General features: G+C 73.4%; 13 protein-coding genes. 7 read left to right on the top strand and 6 right to left on the bottom strand.

The genetic code is table 11. The annotated features are described in order from the left end of the window. Positions 1-1,687: M20/M25/M40 family metallo-hydrolase (locus tag ACFYYW_RS46250; RefSeq protein ID WP_387660267.1), on the top strand; the 1,687-nt coding region annotated here is incomplete at its 5' end. Here the strand turns inward: ACFYYW_RS46250 and ACFYYW_RS46245 are convergent. Next, positions 1,684-4,587 carry an AAA family ATPase gene (locus tag ACFYYW_RS46245; RefSeq protein WP_387660264.1) on the bottom strand — a complete coding sequence of 968 codons (2,904 nt, stop codon included), beginning with the start codon at positions 4,585-4,587 and terminating at the stop codon, positions 1,684-1,686. The two genes, ACFYYW_RS46250 and ACFYYW_RS46245, sit on opposite strands and share 4 nt — an antisense overlap. Positions 4,588-4,749: 162 nt before the next feature. Beyond that, positions 4,750-6,279, bottom strand: a complete 1,530-nt coding sequence (locus tag ACFYYW_RS46240; RefSeq protein ID WP_387660270.1) for an MDR family MFS transporter — start codon at positions 6,277-6,279, stop codon at positions 4,750-4,752. A gap of 144 nt (positions 6,280-6,423) precedes the next feature. Between ACFYYW_RS46240 and ACFYYW_RS46235 the strand changes: the two genes are divergently transcribed. Beyond that, complete coding sequence (locus ACFYYW_RS46235) at positions 6,424-7,002, top strand: TetR/AcrR family transcriptional regulator (protein ID WP_387660261.1); 579 nt, start codon at positions 6,424-6,426, stop codon at positions 7,000-7,002. Positions 7,003-7,044: 42 nt separating this feature from the next. Here ACFYYW_RS46235 and ACFYYW_RS46230 read toward each other — a convergent pair whose 3' ends face one another. Then, positions 7,045-8,604: a cellulase family glycosylhydrolase gene (locus ACFYYW_RS46230; protein WP_387660258.1), complete on the bottom strand. Its 1,560-nt coding sequence runs from the start codon at positions 8,602-8,604 to the stop codon at positions 7,045-7,047. Positions 8,605-8,802: 198 nt separating this feature from the next. Between ACFYYW_RS46230 and ACFYYW_RS46225 the strand changes: the two genes are divergently transcribed. The 3 genes from ACFYYW_RS46225 (at position 8,803) to ACFYYW_RS46215 (ending at position 11,388) form a co-directional block, all read left to right on the top strand. Continuing rightward, positions 8,803-9,522 (top strand): hypothetical protein, encoded by a 720-nt coding sequence (locus ACFYYW_RS46225; protein ID WP_387660255.1) that lies wholly within the window; start codon positions 8,803-8,805, stop codon positions 9,520-9,522. Between the two features lie 64 nt (positions 9,523-9,586). Next, entirely contained in the window at positions 9,587-10,183 is a 597-nt protein-coding gene (locus tag ACFYYW_RS46220) for a PadR family transcriptional regulator (RefSeq protein WP_352320599.1), read from the top strand. Further along, the gene (locus tag ACFYYW_RS46215) at positions 10,180-11,388 is read left to right on the top strand and encodes an FAD-dependent monooxygenase (protein ID WP_387660251.1); all 1,209 of its coding nucleotides are present in this window, start codon (positions 10,180-10,182) and stop codon (positions 11,386-11,388) included. Before ACFYYW_RS46220 ends, ACFYYW_RS46215 begins: the two co-directional genes overlap by 4 nt. On the opposite strand, the gene ACFYYW_RS46210 is transcribed toward ACFYYW_RS46215, so the two are convergent. From ACFYYW_RS46210 to ACFYYW_RS46200, 3 genes are all read right to left on the bottom strand, one after another. Beyond that, complete coding sequence (locus tag ACFYYW_RS46210; RefSeq protein ID WP_387660248.1) at positions 11,385-12,137, bottom strand: sulfite exporter TauE/SafE family protein; 753 nt, start codon at positions 12,135-12,137, stop codon at positions 11,385-11,387. The genes ACFYYW_RS46215 and ACFYYW_RS46210 overlap by 4 nt on opposite strands. A 51-nt stretch (positions 12,138-12,188) precedes the next feature. Continuing rightward, positions 12,189-13,142 (bottom strand): NAD-dependent epimerase/dehydratase family protein, encoded by a 954-nt coding sequence (locus tag ACFYYW_RS46205; RefSeq protein ID WP_364418035.1) that lies wholly within the window; start codon positions 13,140-13,142, stop codon positions 12,189-12,191. A gap of 125 nt (positions 13,143-13,267) precedes the next feature. Beyond that, the gene (locus ACFYYW_RS46200) at positions 13,268-14,785 is read right to left on the bottom strand and encodes an FAD-dependent monooxygenase (protein ID WP_387660245.1); all 1,518 of its coding nucleotides are present in this window, start codon (positions 14,783-14,785) and stop codon (positions 13,268-13,270) included. 141 nt (positions 14,786-14,926) lie between these two features. Here ACFYYW_RS46200 and ACFYYW_RS46195 point away from each other — a divergent pair, with 141 nt between their 5' ends. After that, on the top strand, positions 14,927-16,123 hold the full coding sequence (locus tag ACFYYW_RS46195; protein ID WP_387660243.1) for a cytochrome P450: 1,197 nt from the start codon (positions 14,927-14,929) through the stop codon (positions 16,121-16,123). A 49-nt stretch (positions 16,124-16,172) separates the two neighbouring features. After that, complete coding sequence (locus ACFYYW_RS46190) at positions 16,173-19,343, top strand: AAA family ATPase (RefSeq protein WP_387660240.1); 3,171 nt, start codon at positions 16,173-16,175, stop codon at positions 19,341-19,343. Positions 19,344-19,438: the final 95 nt, after the last annotated feature.

Genomic DNA, 19,438 nt, shown 5'->3' with positions numbered 1-19,438 from the left:
CACCACCGCCAGCTTCAACCCGGCCTCGGTGACCTCGGGCAACTCCTCCACGCTCACCCTGTCCGTCGGCGCCTCCACGGCCCAGGGCACCTACCAGGTGACGGTCACGGGCACCGGCTCGACCACGCACACCGCGACCTACACCCTCACGGTCGGCACCGGCGGCCCCGGCGGCCAGGACCCGCCTGACGTCAGCGTCGCCAACGTCAAGACGCACCTGGCGCAGCTCCAGAGCATCGCCACCGCGAACGGCGGCACCCGCAGGTCCACCGGCCAGGGCTACCTGCAGTCGGTCTCCTACGTCGAGCAGAAGCTCCAGGCGGCCGGGTACACCGTGACCCGCCAGGCCTGCAGCGTCTCCTACTGCACCAGCGGCGCCGGCCCCAACCTGATCGCCGACTGGCCCGGCGGCGACGCCAACCAGGTCATCATGTCCGGCGCCCACCTGGACAGCGTGGCCGCGGGGCCGGGCATCAACGACAACGGCTCCGGCTCGGCCACCCTCCTGGAGGTCGCGCTGACCCTGGCCCAGAAGAACCCCACGCTCACCAAGCACGTGCGGTTCGGCTGGTGGACCGATGAGGAGCAGGGCCTGAACGGCTCCGAGGCCTACGTCGCCTCGCTCAGCTCGACCGAGCGGTCGAAGATCAAGGTCTACTACAACTACGACATGGTCGGCTCGCCCAACGGTGGCTACTTCATCAACAACATCACCACCACCGGCGCGTCCTACCTGAAGGAGTTCTACGACAAGCTGAACCTGCAGCCCGAGGAGAACACCGAGGGCGCCAACCGGTCCGACGACGCCTCCTTCCGCAACGCCGGCATCGCCAGCTCGGGCGTGGCGGCGGGCGCGAGCGCCATCAAGACCTCGGCGCAGGCGACCAAGTGGGGCGGCACGGCCAACCGGGCCTACGACTCCTGCTACCACTCCTCCTGCGACACCACCTCCAACATCAACGACACCGTCCTCGACCGGGCGGCGGACGCCGCGGCGTACGCCATCTGGAAGCAGGCGGTCGGCGGCACCACCCAGCCGCGTGACTTCTCGCTCTCCGCCAACCCCGGCTCGGGCACGGTGCAGGCCGGCTCCACCGCCACCACGACGATCGGCTCGACCACCACGAACGGGACCGCCCAGACGGTGAACCTGTCCGCGAGCGGCCTGCCGACCGGCGCCACGGCCTCGTTCAACCCGGCCAGCATCACGTCGGGCGGCTCGTCCAGCCTGTCGATCGCGACCTCGCCCACCACCCCGGCGGGCAGCTACCCGATCACCGTGACCGGCACCGGCGAGACGACGACGCACACCACGTCGTACACGCTGACCGTCCAGGGCACCTCGGGCAACCGGACGTTCACCAACGACACCGACTACCAGATCAGGGACTACGCCAACACCCAGAGCTCGATCACGTCCACGGCGACGGGCACCGCGGCCTCCCCGGTCAAGGTGTCCATCACGATCAGCCACACCTGCGCCGAGGACCTCGACATCTGGCTCCGCGGCCCGAGCGGCACCTGGTACGTGGTCGACGCCTACGGCGGCACCACCTGCACGCAGTACGGCACCAGGACCTTCTCGATCCCGGTCAGCCAGCAGGCCGCCGGCACCTGGACGCTCGACATCGAGGACGTCTACGCCGGTGACACCGGATTCCTGGACTCCTGGAGCATCACGGTCTAACCATCGGAATCAGGAGTAGCGAGCCCCGGCCGGTCATCCGGCCGGGGCTCCTTCACGTCGTTGCGGGTGCGCACGCCGAGCTTCTGCAGCACCCGCGCGACGTGCGTGTCCACCGTCCGCCGGGACAGGAACAGCACCTCGGCGATCTCCCTGTTCGTCCGGCCCAGCGCGACCAGCCTGGCCACCTCGGCCTCCCGCGGCGACAACACCCCGCTGCGGCCCTTCCTGCCCCGGCGCGGCGCGCTGCCCGGCCCGATCTCGCGCAGCAGGTGGCGGCAGCGGGCGGCGTCGTGGGTCGCGCCCAGGCCGGCGTACCGCTCGCAGGCGTCGGCGATCAGGTCGGCGGCCCGTGCCCGGTCGCCCGTCGCCAGCCGGGCCGCCGCCTCGGACTCGGCCGTCCTGGCCACGCTGTAGGGCCTCGGCATCGCCTCGTACGCGGCCCGCGCCCTGGCGAAGCACCTGGCCGCCTCCTCGTACGCGCCCCGGTCCAGGGCCAGCGAGCCGACCGCCGCGTCGAGGCCGGCGTGCGCGGAGGGGGCGTCGCGGCCCTCGATGCCCGCCGCGAACTCGGCCACCAGGTCCTCGGCCTCCTCCGCCCGTCCGGCCTTCAGCAGCGCCGCCACGGCCGGCGGCACGAGCTGGTCGCCCCACACCCACATGCCCTTGCGCCGCAGCCTGGCCACCGCCCGCTCGGCCTCGGCCAGCGCCTCGTGCGGGCAGTCGCGGGTCAGGTGCAGCTCGATCAGGCCGCCGGAGGCCACGGCGGCGACCGGCAGGAACCCCGACTCAAGGTCGTTGACCCCGGCCGCCACCAGGTGCTCGGCGGCCTCCTCCCACTCGCCCCTGGCCAGGGCCAGCATGCCCAGCGCGAGCCGGGCGTCCACGGCCAGCAGCGGCGCCTCGGCCGTCATCTCGACCGCCGCGACGGCCCGCTCCCGCAGGCCGTCCCAGCGGCCGGTGAGCAGGGCGAGCCGGATCGAGGACATCTCCACCAGGAACACCGGGTACTGGGCGCCCGTCTCCTCGGCGATGCGCCTGCTCTGGTCGGCGAAGCGCTCGGCCGCCGCGTAGTGGCCGAGCGCGATGGCCGCCTCGAACAGGTTGGAGTAGCCGCGCGCCACCTGCCGGCGCACCGCCGCCGACGGGTCGTTCGCGGGCAGCGTCGCGGCCAGGTCGAAGGCGTCCGGCGAGCCGAGCATCATGGCCAGGCTGATCTTGTTGGCGTGCACGGCGGCGGTCAGCTCGGGATCCTGGTCCTCGACCGTGGCCAGCAGCTTCTCCGCCTGGTTCATCCACTCCTCGTGCACGGCCAGCGGCTCGTCGCCCCAGGCGGGCATCGCCAGCAGCGCGAGCCCGCGCGCGGCCAGGCTCGGCCGGTCGTGCAGGTCGGGCAGGGCCAGCAGGATCTCCTGGCGGCCGGCGGCGACCAGGCCCGCCTGGTTGGACAGCAGCACGCCCAGGTTGAGCCGGGCGGCGCCGCGTACGTGCCGGGACAGGAAGTCCTCGGCCAGCAGGTGGCGCAGCGAGCGCACCACCCGCCGGTAGGACAGCCCGATCGCGGCCACCCGGCTGAGCCGCAGCGCGAGCGGGCCGCGCGCGTCGTGCGGCAGCTTCGGGTCGGCCAGCATGCCGGCCAGCACCTCGACGGCGAGCGGGATGTCGCCCATGGCGGCGGCCTGGTCGGCCGCCGCCGGGCCGTGCCGCTGCCAGGACTCGAAGTCGCCCGCGCGCCTGGCGTGGTAGGCGAGCTGGACGAGCGGCGGCGGTTCGAGTGCGGACAATGCGGTCACCGCCCGCTGGTGGGTGAGCCGCCGGTCGGGGCCGGGGATCGCGTCGTAGACGGCCTGCTGGGCGAGGGCGTGGCGGAAGCCGTACTGGCCGTCGTGCTGTTCGAGCAGCACGCCCGCCTTGAGCGCCTGGCTCAGCCCGTCGCCGAGGGGGTGGCCGGAGACGGCGGCGATGAGCTGCTCGTCGGCGGGCAGCCCGAGCACGGCGGCGGCGTGCACGGCGTGCAGCGCGGCCGGCGTGAGCCCGGTGAGCTGCTCGGTCATCGCCTCGCGCAGCAGCAGCGGCACCGCCATGCGCTCCAGGACCTCCGGCTCCTCCTCGCCGCCGAGTAGCTGGCCCTCGTCGTCGAGCAACGAGCGCACCACCTCCTCGATCACGAACGGCACCCCCGCCGTGCGGTCGTGCAGCTTCGTGACGAAGTCGGAGGTCAGCGTCGAACGGCCGAGCAGCGCCCCGGTCAGGCGGCGCACCCCCTCGACGTCCAGCGGCGTCAGCGAGATCACCTCGCTGCGCACCCCCGGCGGACGCCGGTACGCCCGCCCGAACGGCAGCCCCGGCACCGGCAGGCCCTCCCGGCGGAACGTCACCACCAGCGCGAGCCCCGCCGGCGGCTGGTCGGTGAGGAAGCGCAGCAGGTCACGGGTGCCGTCGTCGGCCCAGTGGAGGTCCTCGATCACCAGCACCGCCGGGCCCGCCGCGGCCAGCAGCGCGTGCACCGCGCGGAACAGGCGGTGGCGCTCGGCGCGCGGATCGTCCAGCGGGGGCGGCGACGGCACCGGCGGCAGGTGCCCGGCCAGCTCCGGCAAATAGCCGCGCAGGGCGCCGGTGACCGGGTTGAGCGTGCCCGTCTCCGGCAGCGCGCACCCGACGTGCCGCAGCGCGTCGAACACCGGGCCGTACGGGAACGGCTCGCGGATCTGGTGGCAATGGCCGATCAGGACGGTGCGTTCGCCGTCGGGCAACAGGTCGAGCGCGGCCCTGACCAGCCGGGTCTTCCCGATCCCCGCCTCGCCCTGCACGAGGATGACGGCCGGAGGGCCGGTGATGGCGTCGACGAGTGAGCGTAACTGGGCGTCACGCCCGATCAACCCAGGAGAAGCCAGGCTTGTCATCGGGGTCTCCGTAACAGTGCAGGTTTACTCCCCCTGTCGGAATACTGTTATCCATCACGGGTCAGCGCGGGTCAACCCTCTGTTTTCCGGTCAAATGCCGTGCCCTTGGTGGCGCCGGTGATCCCGGCGCCCTCGGCCGCACCGTCCCGCGCGGGCGGCGCCTCAGGGGGCGACGGGGGTCCTGCCGTCGCCCGCCGGGGCGGGTTCGGCCAGGTCCACGCTGTCGCGGAGCTTGGCCGGCTTGAGGAACAGGGTGGCGATCACGCCGATCACGGCGATGCCCGCCGAGATCAGGAAGATGTGCCCGGTGGCGTCGCCGTACGCGGCCCTGACGATGCCCTTGAACGGCTCGGGCAGCGCCGCGATGTTGAGCGTGCTCCTGCCGCCCGCGGCCGCCTTGGCCGGGTCGATGCCCGCCTTGGCCAGCCCTTCGGCGATGCCGGTCGCGACCTGGTTGGCCAGCACCGCGCCGAGCACCGACACGCCCACCGTGCCGCCCAGCGAGCGGAAGAACGTCACGGCCCCGCTGGCCGCGCCCAGCTCGCGCAGCGGCACGGTGTTCTGGATCGCGAGGACGAGGTTCTGCATCGACATGCCGACGCCCGCGCCGACCAGCACCATCGCACCGGCGATGAGCACGAGCGAGGTCTGGTGGTCCATCGTGGACAACACCAGGAACCCGACGGTCAGCACGACCGCCCCGGTCACGATGTACGGCTTGACGTTCCCGCTCCTCGACACCATGCGCCCGGAGATCGCCGACGACAGCAGCACGCCGAGCATCATCGGGATCGTCAGCAGCCCCGCCTCGGTCGGGCTGTAGCCGCGGCCGATCTGGAAGTACTGGCCGAGGAAGACCGAGCCGCCGAACATCGCCATGCCCACCGCGAGGCTCGCCAGGATGGCCAGCGCCGGCGTCCGGCGGCGGATGACGTGCAGCGGCACGACCGGCTCCTTGACGACGGTCTCCACCCAGGTCGCGACCGCCAGGACGGCGACGCCGCCGAGCACCATCGCGGCCGTCTGCCAGGACAGCCAGTCGAAGGAGTTGCCGACGAAGGTCACCCAGATGAGCAGCACGCTCACGCCGGCCGCGATCAGCGTGGCGCCGACGTAGTCCACCTTGACGCCCTCGCGGCGCACGTGGGTCACCCGCAGGGTCTTCTGCAGCAGCAGGAAGGCGACCACGGTGAACGGCGCCGCCACGAAGAAGCACCAGCGCCAGCCGAGCCAGGAGGTGTCCGCGATCAGGCCGCCGAGCAGCGGCCCGGCCACGGTCGCGACGGCCATGACGCCGCCGAGGTAGCCGTTGTACTTGCCCCGGTCCTTGGGGCTGATCATCGCCGCGATGATCACCTGGACCAGGACCTGCAGCGCGCCCATGCCGAGGCCCTGCAGGGCGCGGAAGGCGATGAGCTGGCCGGTGTCCTGGGCGAAGCCGCAGGCCACCGAGCTGACCATGAAGATCACGATGGAGATCTGCAGCAGTAGCTTCTTGCTGAACAGGTCGGCCAGCTTGCCCCAGATCGGGGTGGAGGCCGTGGACGCCAGCAACGAGGCGGTGATCACCCAGGTGTACTGCGACTGCGTGCCGTTCAGCGCGCCGATGATCTGCGGCAGCGCGACCGACACGATCGTGCCGCTGATCATCGCCACGAACAGGACGAGCAGCAGCCCGCTCAGGGCCTCCATGATCTGCCGATGGCTCATCTGGCCCGGCGGCGCGGCCGGGACGGTCGGTGCGCTCATGCGCGGCCTCCTCCTACGTTAAAACAATGCCCAATGGGAAAGTTTGCCCGCTGAGCATATATTCCCGGACGGTAGGCTTGGCGCATCATGGACAGCACCGGCGGGCTGCGCGAGCGCAAGAAGGCCGAGACGCGGCAGGCCGTGCACGAGGCGGCCATGCGGCTGGTCGGGGAGCACGGCCTCGACGCCGTCACGGTCGAGACCATCGCCGACGCCGCGAACATCTCGCGCCGCACGTTCTCCAACTACTTCGCCGGCAAGGAGGACGCCGTCCTCTACGGCGAGGAGCAGCGCATCCGCGACCTGGTCGAGAAGGTGCGCGCCCAGCCGGCCGGCCGTACCGCCTGGCAGGCGCTCTGCGGGGCGATCGACGACGTGTTCGAGGAGGTGGGGGAGCCGGCGCGGGAGTGGGCCGTGCGCGCCCGCCTGGCCAAGCGGCACCCGTCGTTGCTGGCCCGGCAGCTGGCCAACCACGCGGCGCTGGAGCGCGACCTGGTCCAGGCGATCTCCGAGCGGGAGAGCCCGGTGCGTCCCCAGGTGATGGCGGCCGGGTTCCTGACGGCGTTGCGGCTCGGGTCGCATCTGTGGGTCGAGGAGCGTCAGTCGCGCTCGTTGCGGGAGGTCATGGCCGAGATGCTCGACCAGATGTCCCGCCCGTTCAGCTGACCGCCCGCGTCCCCGTTGGGGAACGCGGGCGGGCGGCGGGGGTCAGGAACAAGCGGCGTTCGCGGGGGTGGCGGCGGGGCCGTCGGCGGTGAAGCCGATCACCACCGACGCGCCCGGCGCCAGGTTCTGGGCCCAGTCGGGCCCCTTGGCGGTCCAGGTGGTGCCCGAGACCGTCACCACCGCGTTCCAGGCGTTGTTCAGGGTGACGCCCGAGGGCAGCGTCCAGGTCGCGGTCCAGGCGTTGATCGGGGACGTCCCGGTGTTCTTCACCGTCACCTCGCCCTGGAAGCCGCCCTGCCAGGCGTTGGTCTGCTTGTAGCCGACCGTGCACTGCCCCGGCGGGGTCACCGTCGGCGACGTGGTGGGGTTGCCGCCGCCCCCGGCCGGCGGGATCAGGTACGGCTGGAGGATGTCCTGCTTGGCCTGGTTGATGGTGGTCCAGTCGTCATTGGCGATGCCGCCGGTGTCACCCGAGTTCGGGTTCCACGACCAGTACGTGAACGACATGCCGTTCACCCCGGTGCCGGTGTACTTCATGAGCTCCTGGAGCCAGACCTTGTCGACGTTCGAGGCCAGCGTGGTGCCGAACTCGCCCATCATGATCGGCGCGATGTTCTGCCGGTACAGGTATCCCCAGTACTTGTCCCAGATGGCGGGCATGTTGGCGGGGTAGTCGGGGGCGTCGAACCAGGTCTGGTGGTAGACCGAGGTGGCGTACTCGTGCGGTGAGTAGACCAGGCGGTTCGCGACATTGAGCCGTACCGGGTACTGGCCGGCCTTCGACAGGTTGCCGCCCCACCAGCCGCAGTCCTCGTCGTTGCTGGGATCGTTGTCCCAGACGTTCGACAGGCCGCCGCTCGGGCAGCTCACGCCCTCGACGAAGATCAGCCAGTTGGGGTTCACGCCCAGGACGGCGTTGCCCGCCCGTTCGGCCGCCAGGCGCCAGTCGCGGGCCTGGTCGCCGCAGCCCCAGCAGGCGCCGGTCGCGTTGGGGTTGGTGCCCTCGGCGTGCGGCTCGTTGTGCAGGTCGGCGCCGATGACCGTGGGGTTGTTCGCGTAGTGCTGGGCCAGGGTCTTCCAGTCGTTGATCCAGGTGCTCTCGGGGGTGGCGCCGACGTACCAGAGCGGGGACTGGCCGGCCGCGGTCGGGCGGTGGCGGTCGAGGATGATCCGCATGCCCTTGACGCCCGCGTAGTCCACGACCTTGTCGAGGATCTGCATGGGGGACAGGCCGACCAGGTCGGGGTTGACGTAGTCGTTGATCCCGGTGGCGGTGGCCCCCGGCTTGAGCGCGTCGTTGGAGTACGGCACCCGCAGCGTGTTGTAGCCCAGCGCGGCCATCTTGTCGATCTGGCTCTTCCAAGGGTTGCTCGACCACAGGCCGTGGAAGGTCTTGTTGTCCGTTTCCATCCCGAACCAGTTGATCCCGGTCAGCCGCACGGTCGCGCCGGTGCTGTCGAGGATCTTGTTGCCGCTGGTGTGCAGGTAGCCGGTCCCTGTTCCGGTCGCCGCGCCCGCCGGGGTGGTGGTCAGCGCGACGGCGACAGCCGCTCCGGCCACCACCGTGGCCAGGGCGGTCAGTGCCGCCTTCGAGGTCTGCATGGGGTGCCCTTTCCGCGAGGGGGAGCGCGGCGTCATGCTCGGCCGCCGCGTTCGGGCACGTCAATGCGAGCACCCCGGTCAACCCCTCTGACCTGCGCGAACGCCTGAAACTTTCATGCCCTGGTAGTGCCAGGTGGAGTGCGGGTCCTCGCGTCCGCGCCAATGTGCCCGGACGCGTCCGTCACTTGAATGGCGGGCATGACGATCACGCGCATGACCATCCCCGGGCGCTGGGTGGAGGGCGCCGGGCTGGTGCTCGGACCGGTACTGCTGCTCGCCGGGGTCCTCGTCCGCCTCGGCGCCGACGACTTCTTCCCCGGCCAGCTCGCCGCCTACGCCGCCGGCCCGGGCCGCATGGCCCTGTCCTACAGCCTGTACGCCGCGGGCGCCGTGCTGCTGTGGCCGGCGGTGACCGCGCTCGGCCGGGTGATCGCCGCCACCCGTCCGGTTCTGGCCGGGTGGGGCGTGACGCTGGCGGTGCTGGGGCTGTTCGGCAGGGTGTTCCACGCCGGGGTGAGCCATCTGGCGTTCCAGCTGGTGGACGCGCTCGGCCCGGAGGCGGCCGAACAGGTCGTCGCCGGCACGTACGGGGCCTTCCACGTGTTCAAGGCGGTCAACGTCTGCATCATGGGCGGCTGGGTCGTGCTGGCCGTCGGCGCCTTCCGTGCCCGGGCCTTCGGGGACGGGCCGGTCGGCGTGGCCAGGTGCGTCGCGCTGGCGCTGGCGGCCGGGCTGCCGCTCGGCGTGCTCAAGGGCAGCAGCGACCCGGTCTCGCTGGCCGCGCTGGCCGGGCTCGCCGTCGCGCTGGTGCCCATGGGCGTCGCGGTGCTCCGGACGGGCCCCGCGCCCCGCTGGTGGGCGCTCGTCCTCGCGCTGGCGCTGGTCCCGGCGGCGTTCCTCGTGGGGATGGCGGGCTGACTCCTCTATAGTTGACATCAACTAGCCGACGATGGATAGTTGACATCAACTAAAGGGGACTCCGATGGAGAAGCGCCGCAAGGTGGCCAACCCGCTCGCGCTGGCGGTGCTGGCGTTCCTGCTGGTCGAGCCCATGCACCCGTACGAGCTGGGCCGCCGCCTGCAGGAGACCGACAAGGACAAGAGCTTCAAGTACAACCGCGGCTCGCTCTACATGGTCGTCAAGCAGCTCGCCAAGGCGGGGTTCATCGTCGAGCGGGAGACCGTCCGCGACACCGAGCGGCCCGAGCGCACGCTCTACGAGCTCACCGGCGAGGGCCGCGAGGAGCTCTACGACTGGCTGCGCGAGCTGGTCTCGACGCCGCAGGAGGACTATCCGCACTTCGGCGTCGCGCTGTCGCTGATCAGCGTGCTCGACCCGGCCGAGGCCGTCGGGCTGCTGGAGCGCCGCGCGGCGGCGATGACCGCCCAGCGGGCCGAGCTCGCCCGCACCGCCGACGCCGCCCGCGCGGGCGGCGTGGCCTGGGTGTTCCTCGTGGAGGACGACTACCGCCTCGCGGTGCTCGACGCCGAGCTGGCCTTCGTCGCCCGCCTCATCGAGTCCCTCAGCGCACCTGACTACGCCAGGACCTGGCACGAGATGTTCGGGAGTCGGCAATGACAGCAGTGAGCACGGCAGTGAGCACGGCATTGGTGATCGGCGGGGGCATCGCCGGCCCCGTCACCGCGATGGCGCTGCGCCGCGCGGGGATCGAGGCGACCCTGTACGAGGCGTACGACCGCGGCGCGGAGGGCGTCGGCGGCACGCTCACGATCGCCCCGAACGGGCTCGCGGCGCTGCGGGCCGTCGGCGCGGAGGAGGCCGTCCGGGGGGTCGGCCAGCCGGTGGCGCACACGGTCGTCCGCGACGGCGCGGGCAGGCGCATCGGCGAGCTGGCCGGCCTGCCCGACCTGCCGCCCAGCCAGGCGATGTGGCGCTCGCAGCTCTACGGCGCGGTCCGCGACCGGGCCCTGGCCGCCGGCATCCGCACCGAGTACGGCCGGCGCCTAGTCGGCGTCGAGGAGCACCCGGGCGGCGTCACCGCGCGCTTCGCCGACGGCGGCAGCGCCAGCGCCGACATCCTGGTCGGGGCCGACGGCATCCGTTCCGTGGTCCGGTCCCTGATCGACCCGGCCGCGCCGGGGCCGCGCCACGTGCCCCTGCTGAACTTCGGCGGCCTGGCCGACGTCGCCGTGCCGGCCGGGAGGCAGGCGTCCTACTTCGTGTTCGGGCGGCGGGCGTTCCTCGGCTACTGGGTGCAGCCCGACGGGCGCACGGCCTGGTTCTGCAACGTCCCGCACGCCGAGCCGACGACGTCCGCGCAGGCGCGCCGGGTGCCGGCCGCGGAGTGGCTGAGCCGCCTGGGCGAGCTCTTCACGGGTGAGGAGCCGGGGCGGGAGCTGGTGCGGCACACGTCCCCCGAGAACCTGGTGGCGCTCGGCACGGTGGAGATCATGCCGAGCGTCCCGCACTGGCACCGCGGCAGGATGGTGCTGGTGGGCGACTCGGTGCACGCGCCCTCGCCCAGCTCGGGGCAGGGGGCCTCGCTGGCCGCCGAGAGCGCCGTCCAGCTCGCCCGCTGCCTGCGCGACCTGCCCGGCGTGCCCGCCGCGTTCGACGCCTACGTACGGCTGCGCCGCGACCGCGTCGAACGGGTCGCCGCCCGCGCCTCCCGGACGAACAGCAGCAAGACCCTCGGGCCCTTCGCCGTCACGATGATGCGGCTGATGATGCCGCTGGCCACCCGGACGTTCCTCGCCCCCGAACGCGCCCTCGGCCCCGAGCAGCGCCACCACGTCGACTGGGACGAGCCGGTGACGGCCTAGGCGGCGGTCAGCAGCTTGACGATCGCCACCACCCCGATGCAGACGACCGCACCGCGCAACACCGGCGCGGGCAGCCGGCGTCCCACCCGCGCCCCCAGGAACCCGCCGACCGTCGAGCCGAGCGCCACCAGCAGCACGGCCCACCAGTCGACGTCGGCCACCAGCGTGTAGAGGACGGCGGCCGTGGCGTTGACCACGAGCGACAACACGTTCTTGGCGGCGTTGACGCGCTGCAGCTCCTCGTCGAGGAAGATGCCGAGCAGCCCGATGAGCAGCACGCCCTGCGCCGCGCCGAAGTAGCCGCCGTACGCCCCGGCGGCCAGCACGCCCAGCCACAACCAGGGCCCGCCGTGCGCCTGACGCGGACGGCTGGCCAGCAGCCGGCTGATCCTGGGCTGGGCCAGGACCAGCACGCACGACAACCCGATCAGCACCGTCACGACCGCCGTGAACGTGCGCTCCGGCAGGTTGAGCAGCAGCAGCCCGCCGATCAGCGAGCCCAGCGCGGAGGCCGAGGCCAGCCGGAGCAGGCGGCCGCGCTGACCCTTGAGCTCGGCGCGGTAGCCGAGGACGCCGGTCACGCCGCCGGGCACCAGGCCGATGTTGTTCGAGACGTTGGCGGTGACCGGCGGCAGGCCGACGGCCAGCAGCGTCGGGAACGTGATCAGCGACCCGGAGCCGACGACGGCGTTGATGCCTCCCGCTCCGACGCCCGCCGCGAAGACCGCGGCCATCTCCCAAGGTGTCATGGCGGGTGACTCTAGTGCGTGGCCCTGGTGCGCTCGCTGGTCAGGTGGGGGTCAGCGGGTGAGGGTGCCCGCGCGGACCAGCCAGTCGACCGCCTCGGCCACCGCCTCCAGCGAGGTGTGCCGGGGGCGGTGGCCGAGCAGCCGCGCGGCCTTCTCCATGCTGCAGTGGGGGCTGTGCGCGATGTGGTCGTAGGTGACGCGGGCGTGGTGCTCCGGCACGGTCTCCCGCCACTGCTCCCACGGCAGGTACGACAGCCGCGCCTCCCGGCCGGACCAGCCCGCCACCGCCTCGGCGTAGCCGCGCAGCGTCAGCGCGGTCACGGCCACCGAGTGGAAGCTCTCGCCCCTGGCGGCGGCCGGGTTGTTCATGGCGTCCACGAACAGCCGGGCGACGTCGTCGGCGTGGACGTGCTGCACGGTCTCCATGCCCAGGTTGGGCAGCCGCACCTCCTCGCCGTCGGCCAGGGCCTGGAACACGGCCGGGTCGAGGTTGCCGGCCGGGTTGACCGGGATCCAGCCCGGGCCGGTGATGTGCCCGGGATGGACGATCGTGGCCGGGAAGCCCTCCCGCGCGGCCAGGTCGAGCAGGTACGCCTCGATCGCGGCCTTCTGCCGGCCGTACTCGCCGATGGGCCGCTTCGGGCGGTCTTCGGTGGTCGGGACGCGGGTGCTCGGGCCGTGCACCCAGATCGTGCCGCAGTGCAGGAACTGCCGGACCCGGCCGGCCAGCGCCCCGGCCAGGTGGCGGGCGCTCGCCTCGGTGAAGCAGATGAGGTCGACGACGACGTCCGGCTCCAGCTCGGCGATCCGCCGCCCGAACGTGCCCGCGGCCTCCTCGGCCTCCCGGTCGGCGACCACGCCGGCGACCCGCTCCCACGCGCCGTGCGGCGTGTACGGCTCCCGCTTGCCCCGGCTCACCGCGACCACGTCGTGGCCCGCGTCCACCAGGCGCGGGACCAGATAGGTGCCGATGTGCCCACTCGCCCCGATCACCACTACGCGCATGCACCCACCCTAGACCGGCTCGAACCGGCCCCCCGATCGCCGTGCCCAGCGGCGATCAGGCAGGCCGCCCGATCGCCAGGTCAAGGGCGCTCGGGCAGAGCGGCCGATCGCCAGGTCGGGGGCGTTCAGGCAGGGCGCCCGATCGCCAGGTCAAGCGCGTGGGCCGGGTCCTGGCCCGGCGACGGGCGCCAGGCCACGTGCTGGTCGGGGCGGACCAGGGCCAGGGTGCCGGCCGCGTCCGGCAGGTCCACCTCCCGCAGCGGCACCCCAAGCTCCGCCGCCCGCTCCACCAGCACCTTGGCCTCCGGCGACGACAGGTCGCCCACCAGGCTGAACCCGGGCCCGAGCCGGTCGTAGAGCGACTCGCCCGGAGCGAGCCATCGGTGCGGCAGTCGCTCGCCGCACCCGCCGGCCACCACCGGCGACCCCGTGTACGTGTACCCCAGCACCAGGTCCAGGCTGTGGAACTCGCTGTCCTTGGTCCGCCGCACCGCCTCCGCGACGGCCGGGCGCACCCGCTCGAACTCGGCGTCCGACCCCATCAGCGCGGGATCGGCCAGTTCAGGCGCGAGCGTGGCCATGTTGGCGGCGGCGGCCTCGATCGTGGCCGCCGCGACCGGCCGGCGCTCGGCCTCGTAGCTGGTCAGCAGGGCCGCCGGGGCCCATCCGTTCAGTACGGCGGCCAGCTTCCAGCCGAGGTTGACCGCGTCCCCGATGCCGGTGTTGAAGCCGTGGCCGCCGTAGGGCGGGTTCTGGTGCGCGGCGTCGCCCGCCAGGAACACCCGCTCGCCGGCGTACCGGTCGGCCAGCAGCATGCGCGCGGTCCACGGGTCGGTGGCCAGGATCTCGACCTCGACGTCGGCCCCGACCAGGTTGCGGACCAGGCGCACCGGGTCGGTCCCCTCCGCCGGGACGCCCTGGGCGATGCACCACCACAGGTCCTCCAGGTCGAGCCGGCCGAGCATGCCGGGCTGGGCCGGGTTCAGCACCCAGTAGTGCACGGCGGGGCCGTGCGGGACCCGTTCGGCCAGGCCGGGCGCGCGGAAGACGACGTTGAAGTTGGGCCTGGCGTCCTGGCGGCCCTCGTAGCGGGCGCCGATGGCCGGGCGCGTCACGCTGCGGGCGCCGTCGCAGCCGACGACGTACGCGGCGCGCACCTGGCGGGTGCCGCCGTCCGCGGCGGCCAGGTCGGCGGTGACGCCGTCGGCGTCCTCGCGCAGGCCGGTCACCCGCCAGCCGGTGAGCAGCGCGTCACCGGCGGCCTCGCGCAGCACCTCCTCGACGATCGGCTGCGGCACCTGCTGGCCGGGTTCTGCGGCCAGGTCGGAGCCGGTCAGGTCGAGGCCGAAGCAGCCGCCGATCCTGGTGATCTCGCGGCCCAGCAGGCCGGTCGTGAACACCGCCTCGTCGGACCAGGAGACCGCGAGCGGCGCGCGGGCGCGGACCGTCTCGGCCAGCCCCCACCTGCGCAGCAGCTCCATCGACCGCGCCGACGTGGTCTTGGCGCGCGGACGCAGCCACGACACGCTCTCGCGCGGCTCGACGACCATGCTGCGCACGCCGTGATGGGCCAGCTCCACGGCCGTCGCCAGCCCGACGGGCCCGCCTCCGGCGATCAGTACCGGTATGTCGGTCTGGCGCACGCTTGCTCCCATTCGTCATGGTGATCATCGGCATACTCCAAGCGCCGCGCGTCCCACGTCAAGCTCGGGCCGAAACCGCCCGCCGGATCACCGATCGGGAACGATCTAGAGGACGGCCGCCGGACTTGTTACGGTCGTTCCATGACTGAGTCCTCGGCGGTGCCGCTGCACATGCGGCGGTTGGAGTTCGATCCGGCCCCCGAGCTGGGCGAGGTGCGCGACCAGGAACGGATCAAGCGCATCGACACCCTCCTCGGCCTGGAGGCGTGGGTGGTGACCCGGTACGCCGACGTCCGCGAGGTCCTGGGCGACGCCGACCGGTTCAGGCTCGCCAGGCAGGGCTCCGCCCGCATGCCCGGAGCGCCCGAGCTGACCGAGGAACAGCTCGCCGAGCTGCGCGCGGGCAACCTCCTCGGCCAGGACCCGCCCGAGCACACCCGGCTGCGCAGGATGCTGACGCCCGAGTTCACGATCCGCCGGATGAAGCGGCTGGAGCCCCGCATCAGGGACATCGTGCGCGAGCACCTCGACGCCATGGAGGCCGCCGGCTCCCCGGCCGACCTGGTGTCGTCGTTCGCGCTGCCGATCCCGTCGCTGGTGATCTGCGAGCTGCTGGGCGTGCCGTACGAGGACCGCGCCGACTTCCAGCGGCGTTCCGGCCGCATGCTGGACCTGTCGCTGCCGGTCGAGGAGCGGGTGGCGGCCAACTTCGAGTCGCGGGCCTACATGCGCGAGCTGGTCACCCGCATGCGCACCGATCCGGGCGAGGACCTGCTCGGCATGCTCATCCGCGAGCACGGCGACGACCTGACCACCAGCGAGCTCGTCGGCATCGGCAACCTGCTGCTGCTCGCCGGGCACGAGACCACCTCCAACATGCTCTCGCTCGGCACGCTCGCCCTGCTGCGCAACCCCGGGCAGCTCGAACTCCTGCGCAAGGAGCCCGAGCGCATCGACGCGACGGTCGAGGAGCTGCTGCGCTGGCTCAGCATCGTCCACTCCGGCACGATCAAGATCACGTCCAGGGAGGTCGAGCTGGCCGGGCGGACCATCGGCGCGGGCGAGATGATCCTGTGCTCGCTGCCCGCCGCCAACCGCGACCCCGGCTTCATCGCCGACCCCGACACCCTCGACATCACCCGCGGCGCCCCCGGCCACGTCGCCTTCGGTCACGGCGTCCACCACTGCCTGGGCGCGCCGCTCGCCCGCATGGAGATGAAGATCGCCTTCCCCGCGCTCTTCGAACGTTTCCCCGGCCTGCGCCCGACCGGGTCCACGCCGGAGTTCCGCTCCTTCAACGTCGTCTACGGCCTGACCGAGCTGGAGGTCGCCTGGTAGCGGCGCGCACGCGGATTTTGTCGGCGGCGGCGGATAACGTGCGGGTGTCATGCCAACCGAAGCCAGGCCACACGAGCTGATCGGCAGGGACCACCCCGCCGCGCTGCTGCGCGCCGAGGTGGCGCGGGTGGTCGACAGCCACGGCGGCCTGGTCCTCGTCACCGGCGAGGCCGGCATCGGCAAGACCACGCTCGTCACCAGCGCCGCCGCCGAGGCCAGGCGCAGGGGCGCGCTCGTGGTCGGCGGCGCCTGCTGGGATTCCGGCAGCGCCCCCGGCTACTGGCCGTGGGTCCAGGTCATCCGCGCCCTGCGCCGCTCGGCCGCCCCCCACGAGTGGGCCGAGGCCGAGCAGTCGGCCGGCGGCAGCCTGGCCGCCCTGCTCGGCGAGGCGGCGGCGCTCGCCCAGCCACACCTGGAGGTCACCGCCGCCGACACCGACACCGCCTCCGCGTTCCAGATCTACGACGCGGTCACCACCGCCCTGGTGTCCCTGTCCCAGCACCACCCGCTCGTGATCGTCATCGACGACCTCCACGCGGCCGACCCCGCCTCGCTGCGGCTCCTCGAGTTCGCGGCCCGTCAGACCTGGTTCGAGCGCCTGCTCCTCGTCGGCACCTACCGCGACGCCGAGGTCGAGCCGGTCGACCACCCGCTGCGCGACCTGCTGTCCCCGCTCGTCGCCAAGGCCACCACCATCACGCTCACGGGCCTCGACCAGGCCGGGGTGGGCGCCCTCATGGCCCGCACCGCCGGGCTCGACCCGCCCCCCGACCTGGTGGCCGAGGTCCACGTGCGCACCGGCGGAAACCCGTTCTTCGTCGAGCAGACGGCCCGGCTGTGGCGCAGCGGCGGCTCGGCCACGGCCGTCGCGCCCGGCGTCCGCGACGCGCTGCTGCGCCGGCTGTCCCTGCTGCCGCGTCCGGTGTCGGAGCTGCTGCCCGCCGCGGCCGTGCTCGGGCGCGAGTTCCACCGCCAGGTGCTGGCCGCCACCGTGGCCGCGCCCGTGGCGCACGTCGACCGGCTCCTCGACACCGCCGTGATCGCCCGGCTGGTGGTCACCAAGGGCGGCGGCCGGTTCGCCTTCGCCCACGACCTCGTCCGCGAGACCCTCTACGACGCCGTCCCCGACGTACGCGACCTGCACGCCGCCGTGGTGCGCGCCCTCGACGGCGCCCCCGACCTGGCCCGCCGCGTGCTGCCGAGCGACCTGGCCCGGCACGCCTACCTCGCCGGCGACCGCGTCGACCCCGAGCGCGCGATCGACCTGCTGCAGGCCGCCGCCCGCGCCGCCCGCAGCCGGCTCGCCGGCGAGGAGGAGCTCGGCCACCTGCGCCGCGCCCACGAATTGAGCGTCGCCGCCGCGCCCCGCCGGCGCGTGCTGGTCTGCCTCGACCTCGGCCGGGAGCTGCACCACCGCGGCGATCGCGACGCGGGCCGCCGGCTGTTCGAGGAGGCCGGCGCCGTCGCCGCCGAACTCGGCGACCCCGAGCTGACCGCCCGCGTCGCGCTGGTCTTCCGCTCCCACTACGGCCACGACGACTCGCTCGACCGGTTGCGCCGGGCCCACGCCGAGCTCGTCGGCGAGCCGGCCCCCGACGACCGCCTGGCCCTCGACCTGGTCTTCCACCTCACCGCCCAGGCCCGCCAGGGAGGCGACGACGACGTCCTGGCCTTCAGCCTGTGGGCCCACCACGACATCATCTGGGGCCCCGGCACGGCGGGCGAGCGGGTGGCGCTGACCGGCGAGCTGCTCGACGTCGCCCGGCGCACCTCCGACCGCGAGCTCGAACACTTCGCCGGCGCCCTGCGCTGGGTGGCCATGATCGAGGAGGGTGACCCCCGCTACCTCGACCGGTTCCACGACTACGCGGCCAGGGGCCGCAGCACCGACGACGCCCACCTCAACCTCACCACGTCCGTCGACGCCAGCATCGTCGCCGCGCTCGCCGGCCGCTTCGCCGAGGCCGAGTCGCTGATGACGGGCCTGTCCCTCGACGGCAAGGACCACGACTTCGACGTCATGCTCGACCACCACCGCTGGGCGATCGCCTGGCTCCAGGGCAGGGTGGAGGAGCAGGAAGACGTCCTGCGCAGGCTCAGGGCCGGCCGCCACCCCGACCGCGGCCTGCTGGAGGCGCTGACCGCCCTGCAGGCCGGCGACGTCGGCACCGCGCTGCGCCACCACGCGGCCGGCGCGCGGGTGGGGCGCATGGCGGAGCCGCTGTGGCTGCGTTTCCAGGCGGAGCTGGCCGCCGCCACCCACGACCGGGAGCTCGCCGCCGGCGCGCGGGCCGCGCTGCTGCCGCACCGGGGGCGGTGGGCGGTGTCCTACTACGGCTGGGACATCAGCGGCCCCTACGACCTGTGGATCGCCCTGCTCGACCTGGCCGAGGAGCGGTGGGCGGAGGCGGCCGAGGGGTTCGCGCGGGCGTACCGGTCGGCCGACCGCATGCGGGCCCGCCCGTGGTCCGTCCTGGCCCGTGCCCGCCTGGCCGAGGCCCTCCTGGCCGGCGGCGACACCACCGGGGCCCGTCCGCTGCTGGAGGAGGTTCGGCGCGAGGCGGCCGAGCTCGGCATGCAGCACGTCCTCGACACCCTCCCGTCGCGGGGCGGCGCCGCCCCCGAGCCCGCGCCCCCGCGGGCCCCCGCACGTGACGAGGGCCCCGAGCCGGCCACCGGCGACTTCCGCAAGGACGGCGAGGTCTGGGCCCTCAGGTTCGCCGGGCGGCTGGCCCACATGCCCGACGCCAAGGGCCTGCGCGACCTGCACCACCTGCTCGGCCACCCCGGCGCCGACATCCCCGCCGTGGCCCTGCTCGCCCCGGAGGGCGGCGACGTCGTGCTGGCCGCCCGCGCGATGGGCGGCGACGCCGTGCTCGACGAGGAGGCCAAGGCCGACTACCGCCGCCGCCTGTCCGTCCTCGACGACGAGATCGACCGGGCGGCCGAACGCGGCGACGACGACCGGGCGGCCGAGTACGACCGCGAACGCGCGGCCCTGCTGGAGGAGCTGCGCACGGCCGCCGGGCTGGGCGGCCGCTCCCGCCGTCTGGGCGACGAGGCCGAACGGGCCCGCAAGACGGTGACCGCCAGAATCCGCGACACCCTCCGCAAACTCACCCAGACCCACCCCGAACTCGCCACCCACCTCCGCGCCACCATCTCGACCGGCGCCACCTGCCGCTACCAGCCCACCACCCCCATCACCTGGCGCCTCTGACCGAGCCGCCCGTCCCGCGCCGCCGGCACCGCCGAGTTCACCGCCCGCGTCCCGCACTACTGCTAGCCCGGGGGCAGCCGCACTTATCGAAGCAG

Origin of the sequence: Nonomuraea sp. NPDC001831, assembly GCF_042892035.1 — a bacterium.
GTDB lineage: Bacteria > Actinomycetota > Actinomycetes > Streptosporangiales > Streptosporangiaceae > Nonomuraea.
The sequence above is the reverse complement of the archived record's forward strand: the minus strand, read 5'-3'. Positions and strand labels throughout refer to the sequence as shown.

Bases quoted from the DNA above. Each gene is read 5' to 3' on its own strand.
- ACFYYW_RS46230 (WP_387660258.1), bottom strand. From the start codon at position 8,604: ATGCAGACCTCGAAGGCGGCACTGACCGCCCTGGCCACGGTGGTGGCC.
- ACFYYW_RS46240 (WP_387660270.1), bottom strand. From the start codon at position 6,279: ATGGAGGCCCTGAGCGGGCTGCTGCTCGTCCTGTTCGTGGCGATGATC.
- ACFYYW_RS46210 (WP_387660248.1), bottom strand. From the start codon at position 12,137: ATGACACCTTGGGAGATGGCCGCGGTCTTCGCGGCGGGCGTCGGAGCG.
- ACFYYW_RS46205 (WP_364418035.1), bottom strand. From the start codon at position 13,142: ATGCGCGTAGTGGTGATCGGGGCGAGTGGGCACATCGGCACCTATCTG.
- ACFYYW_RS46190 (WP_387660240.1), top strand. From the start codon at position 16,173: ATGCCAACCGAAGCCAGGCCACACGAGCTGATCGGCAGGGACCACCCC.
- ACFYYW_RS46225 (WP_387660255.1), top strand. From the start codon at position 8,803: ATGACGATCACGCGCATGACCATCCCCGGGCGCTGGGTGGAGGGCGCC.
- ACFYYW_RS46215 (WP_387660251.1), top strand. From the start codon at position 10,180: ATGACAGCAGTGAGCACGGCAGTGAGCACGGCATTGGTGATCGGCGGG.
- ACFYYW_RS46245 (WP_387660264.1), bottom strand. From the start codon at position 4,587: ATGACAAGCCTGGCTTCTCCTGGGTTGATCGGGCGTGACGCCCAGTTA.
- ACFYYW_RS46195 (WP_387660243.1), top strand. From the start codon at position 14,927: ATGACTGAGTCCTCGGCGGTGCCGCTGCACATGCGGCGGTTGGAGTTC.
- ACFYYW_RS46220 (WP_352320599.1), top strand. From the start codon at position 9,587: ATGGAGAAGCGCCGCAAGGTGGCCAACCCGCTCGCGCTGGCGGTGCTG.
- ACFYYW_RS46235 (WP_387660261.1), top strand. From the start codon at position 6,424: ATGGACAGCACCGGCGGGCTGCGCGAGCGCAAGAAGGCCGAGACGCGG.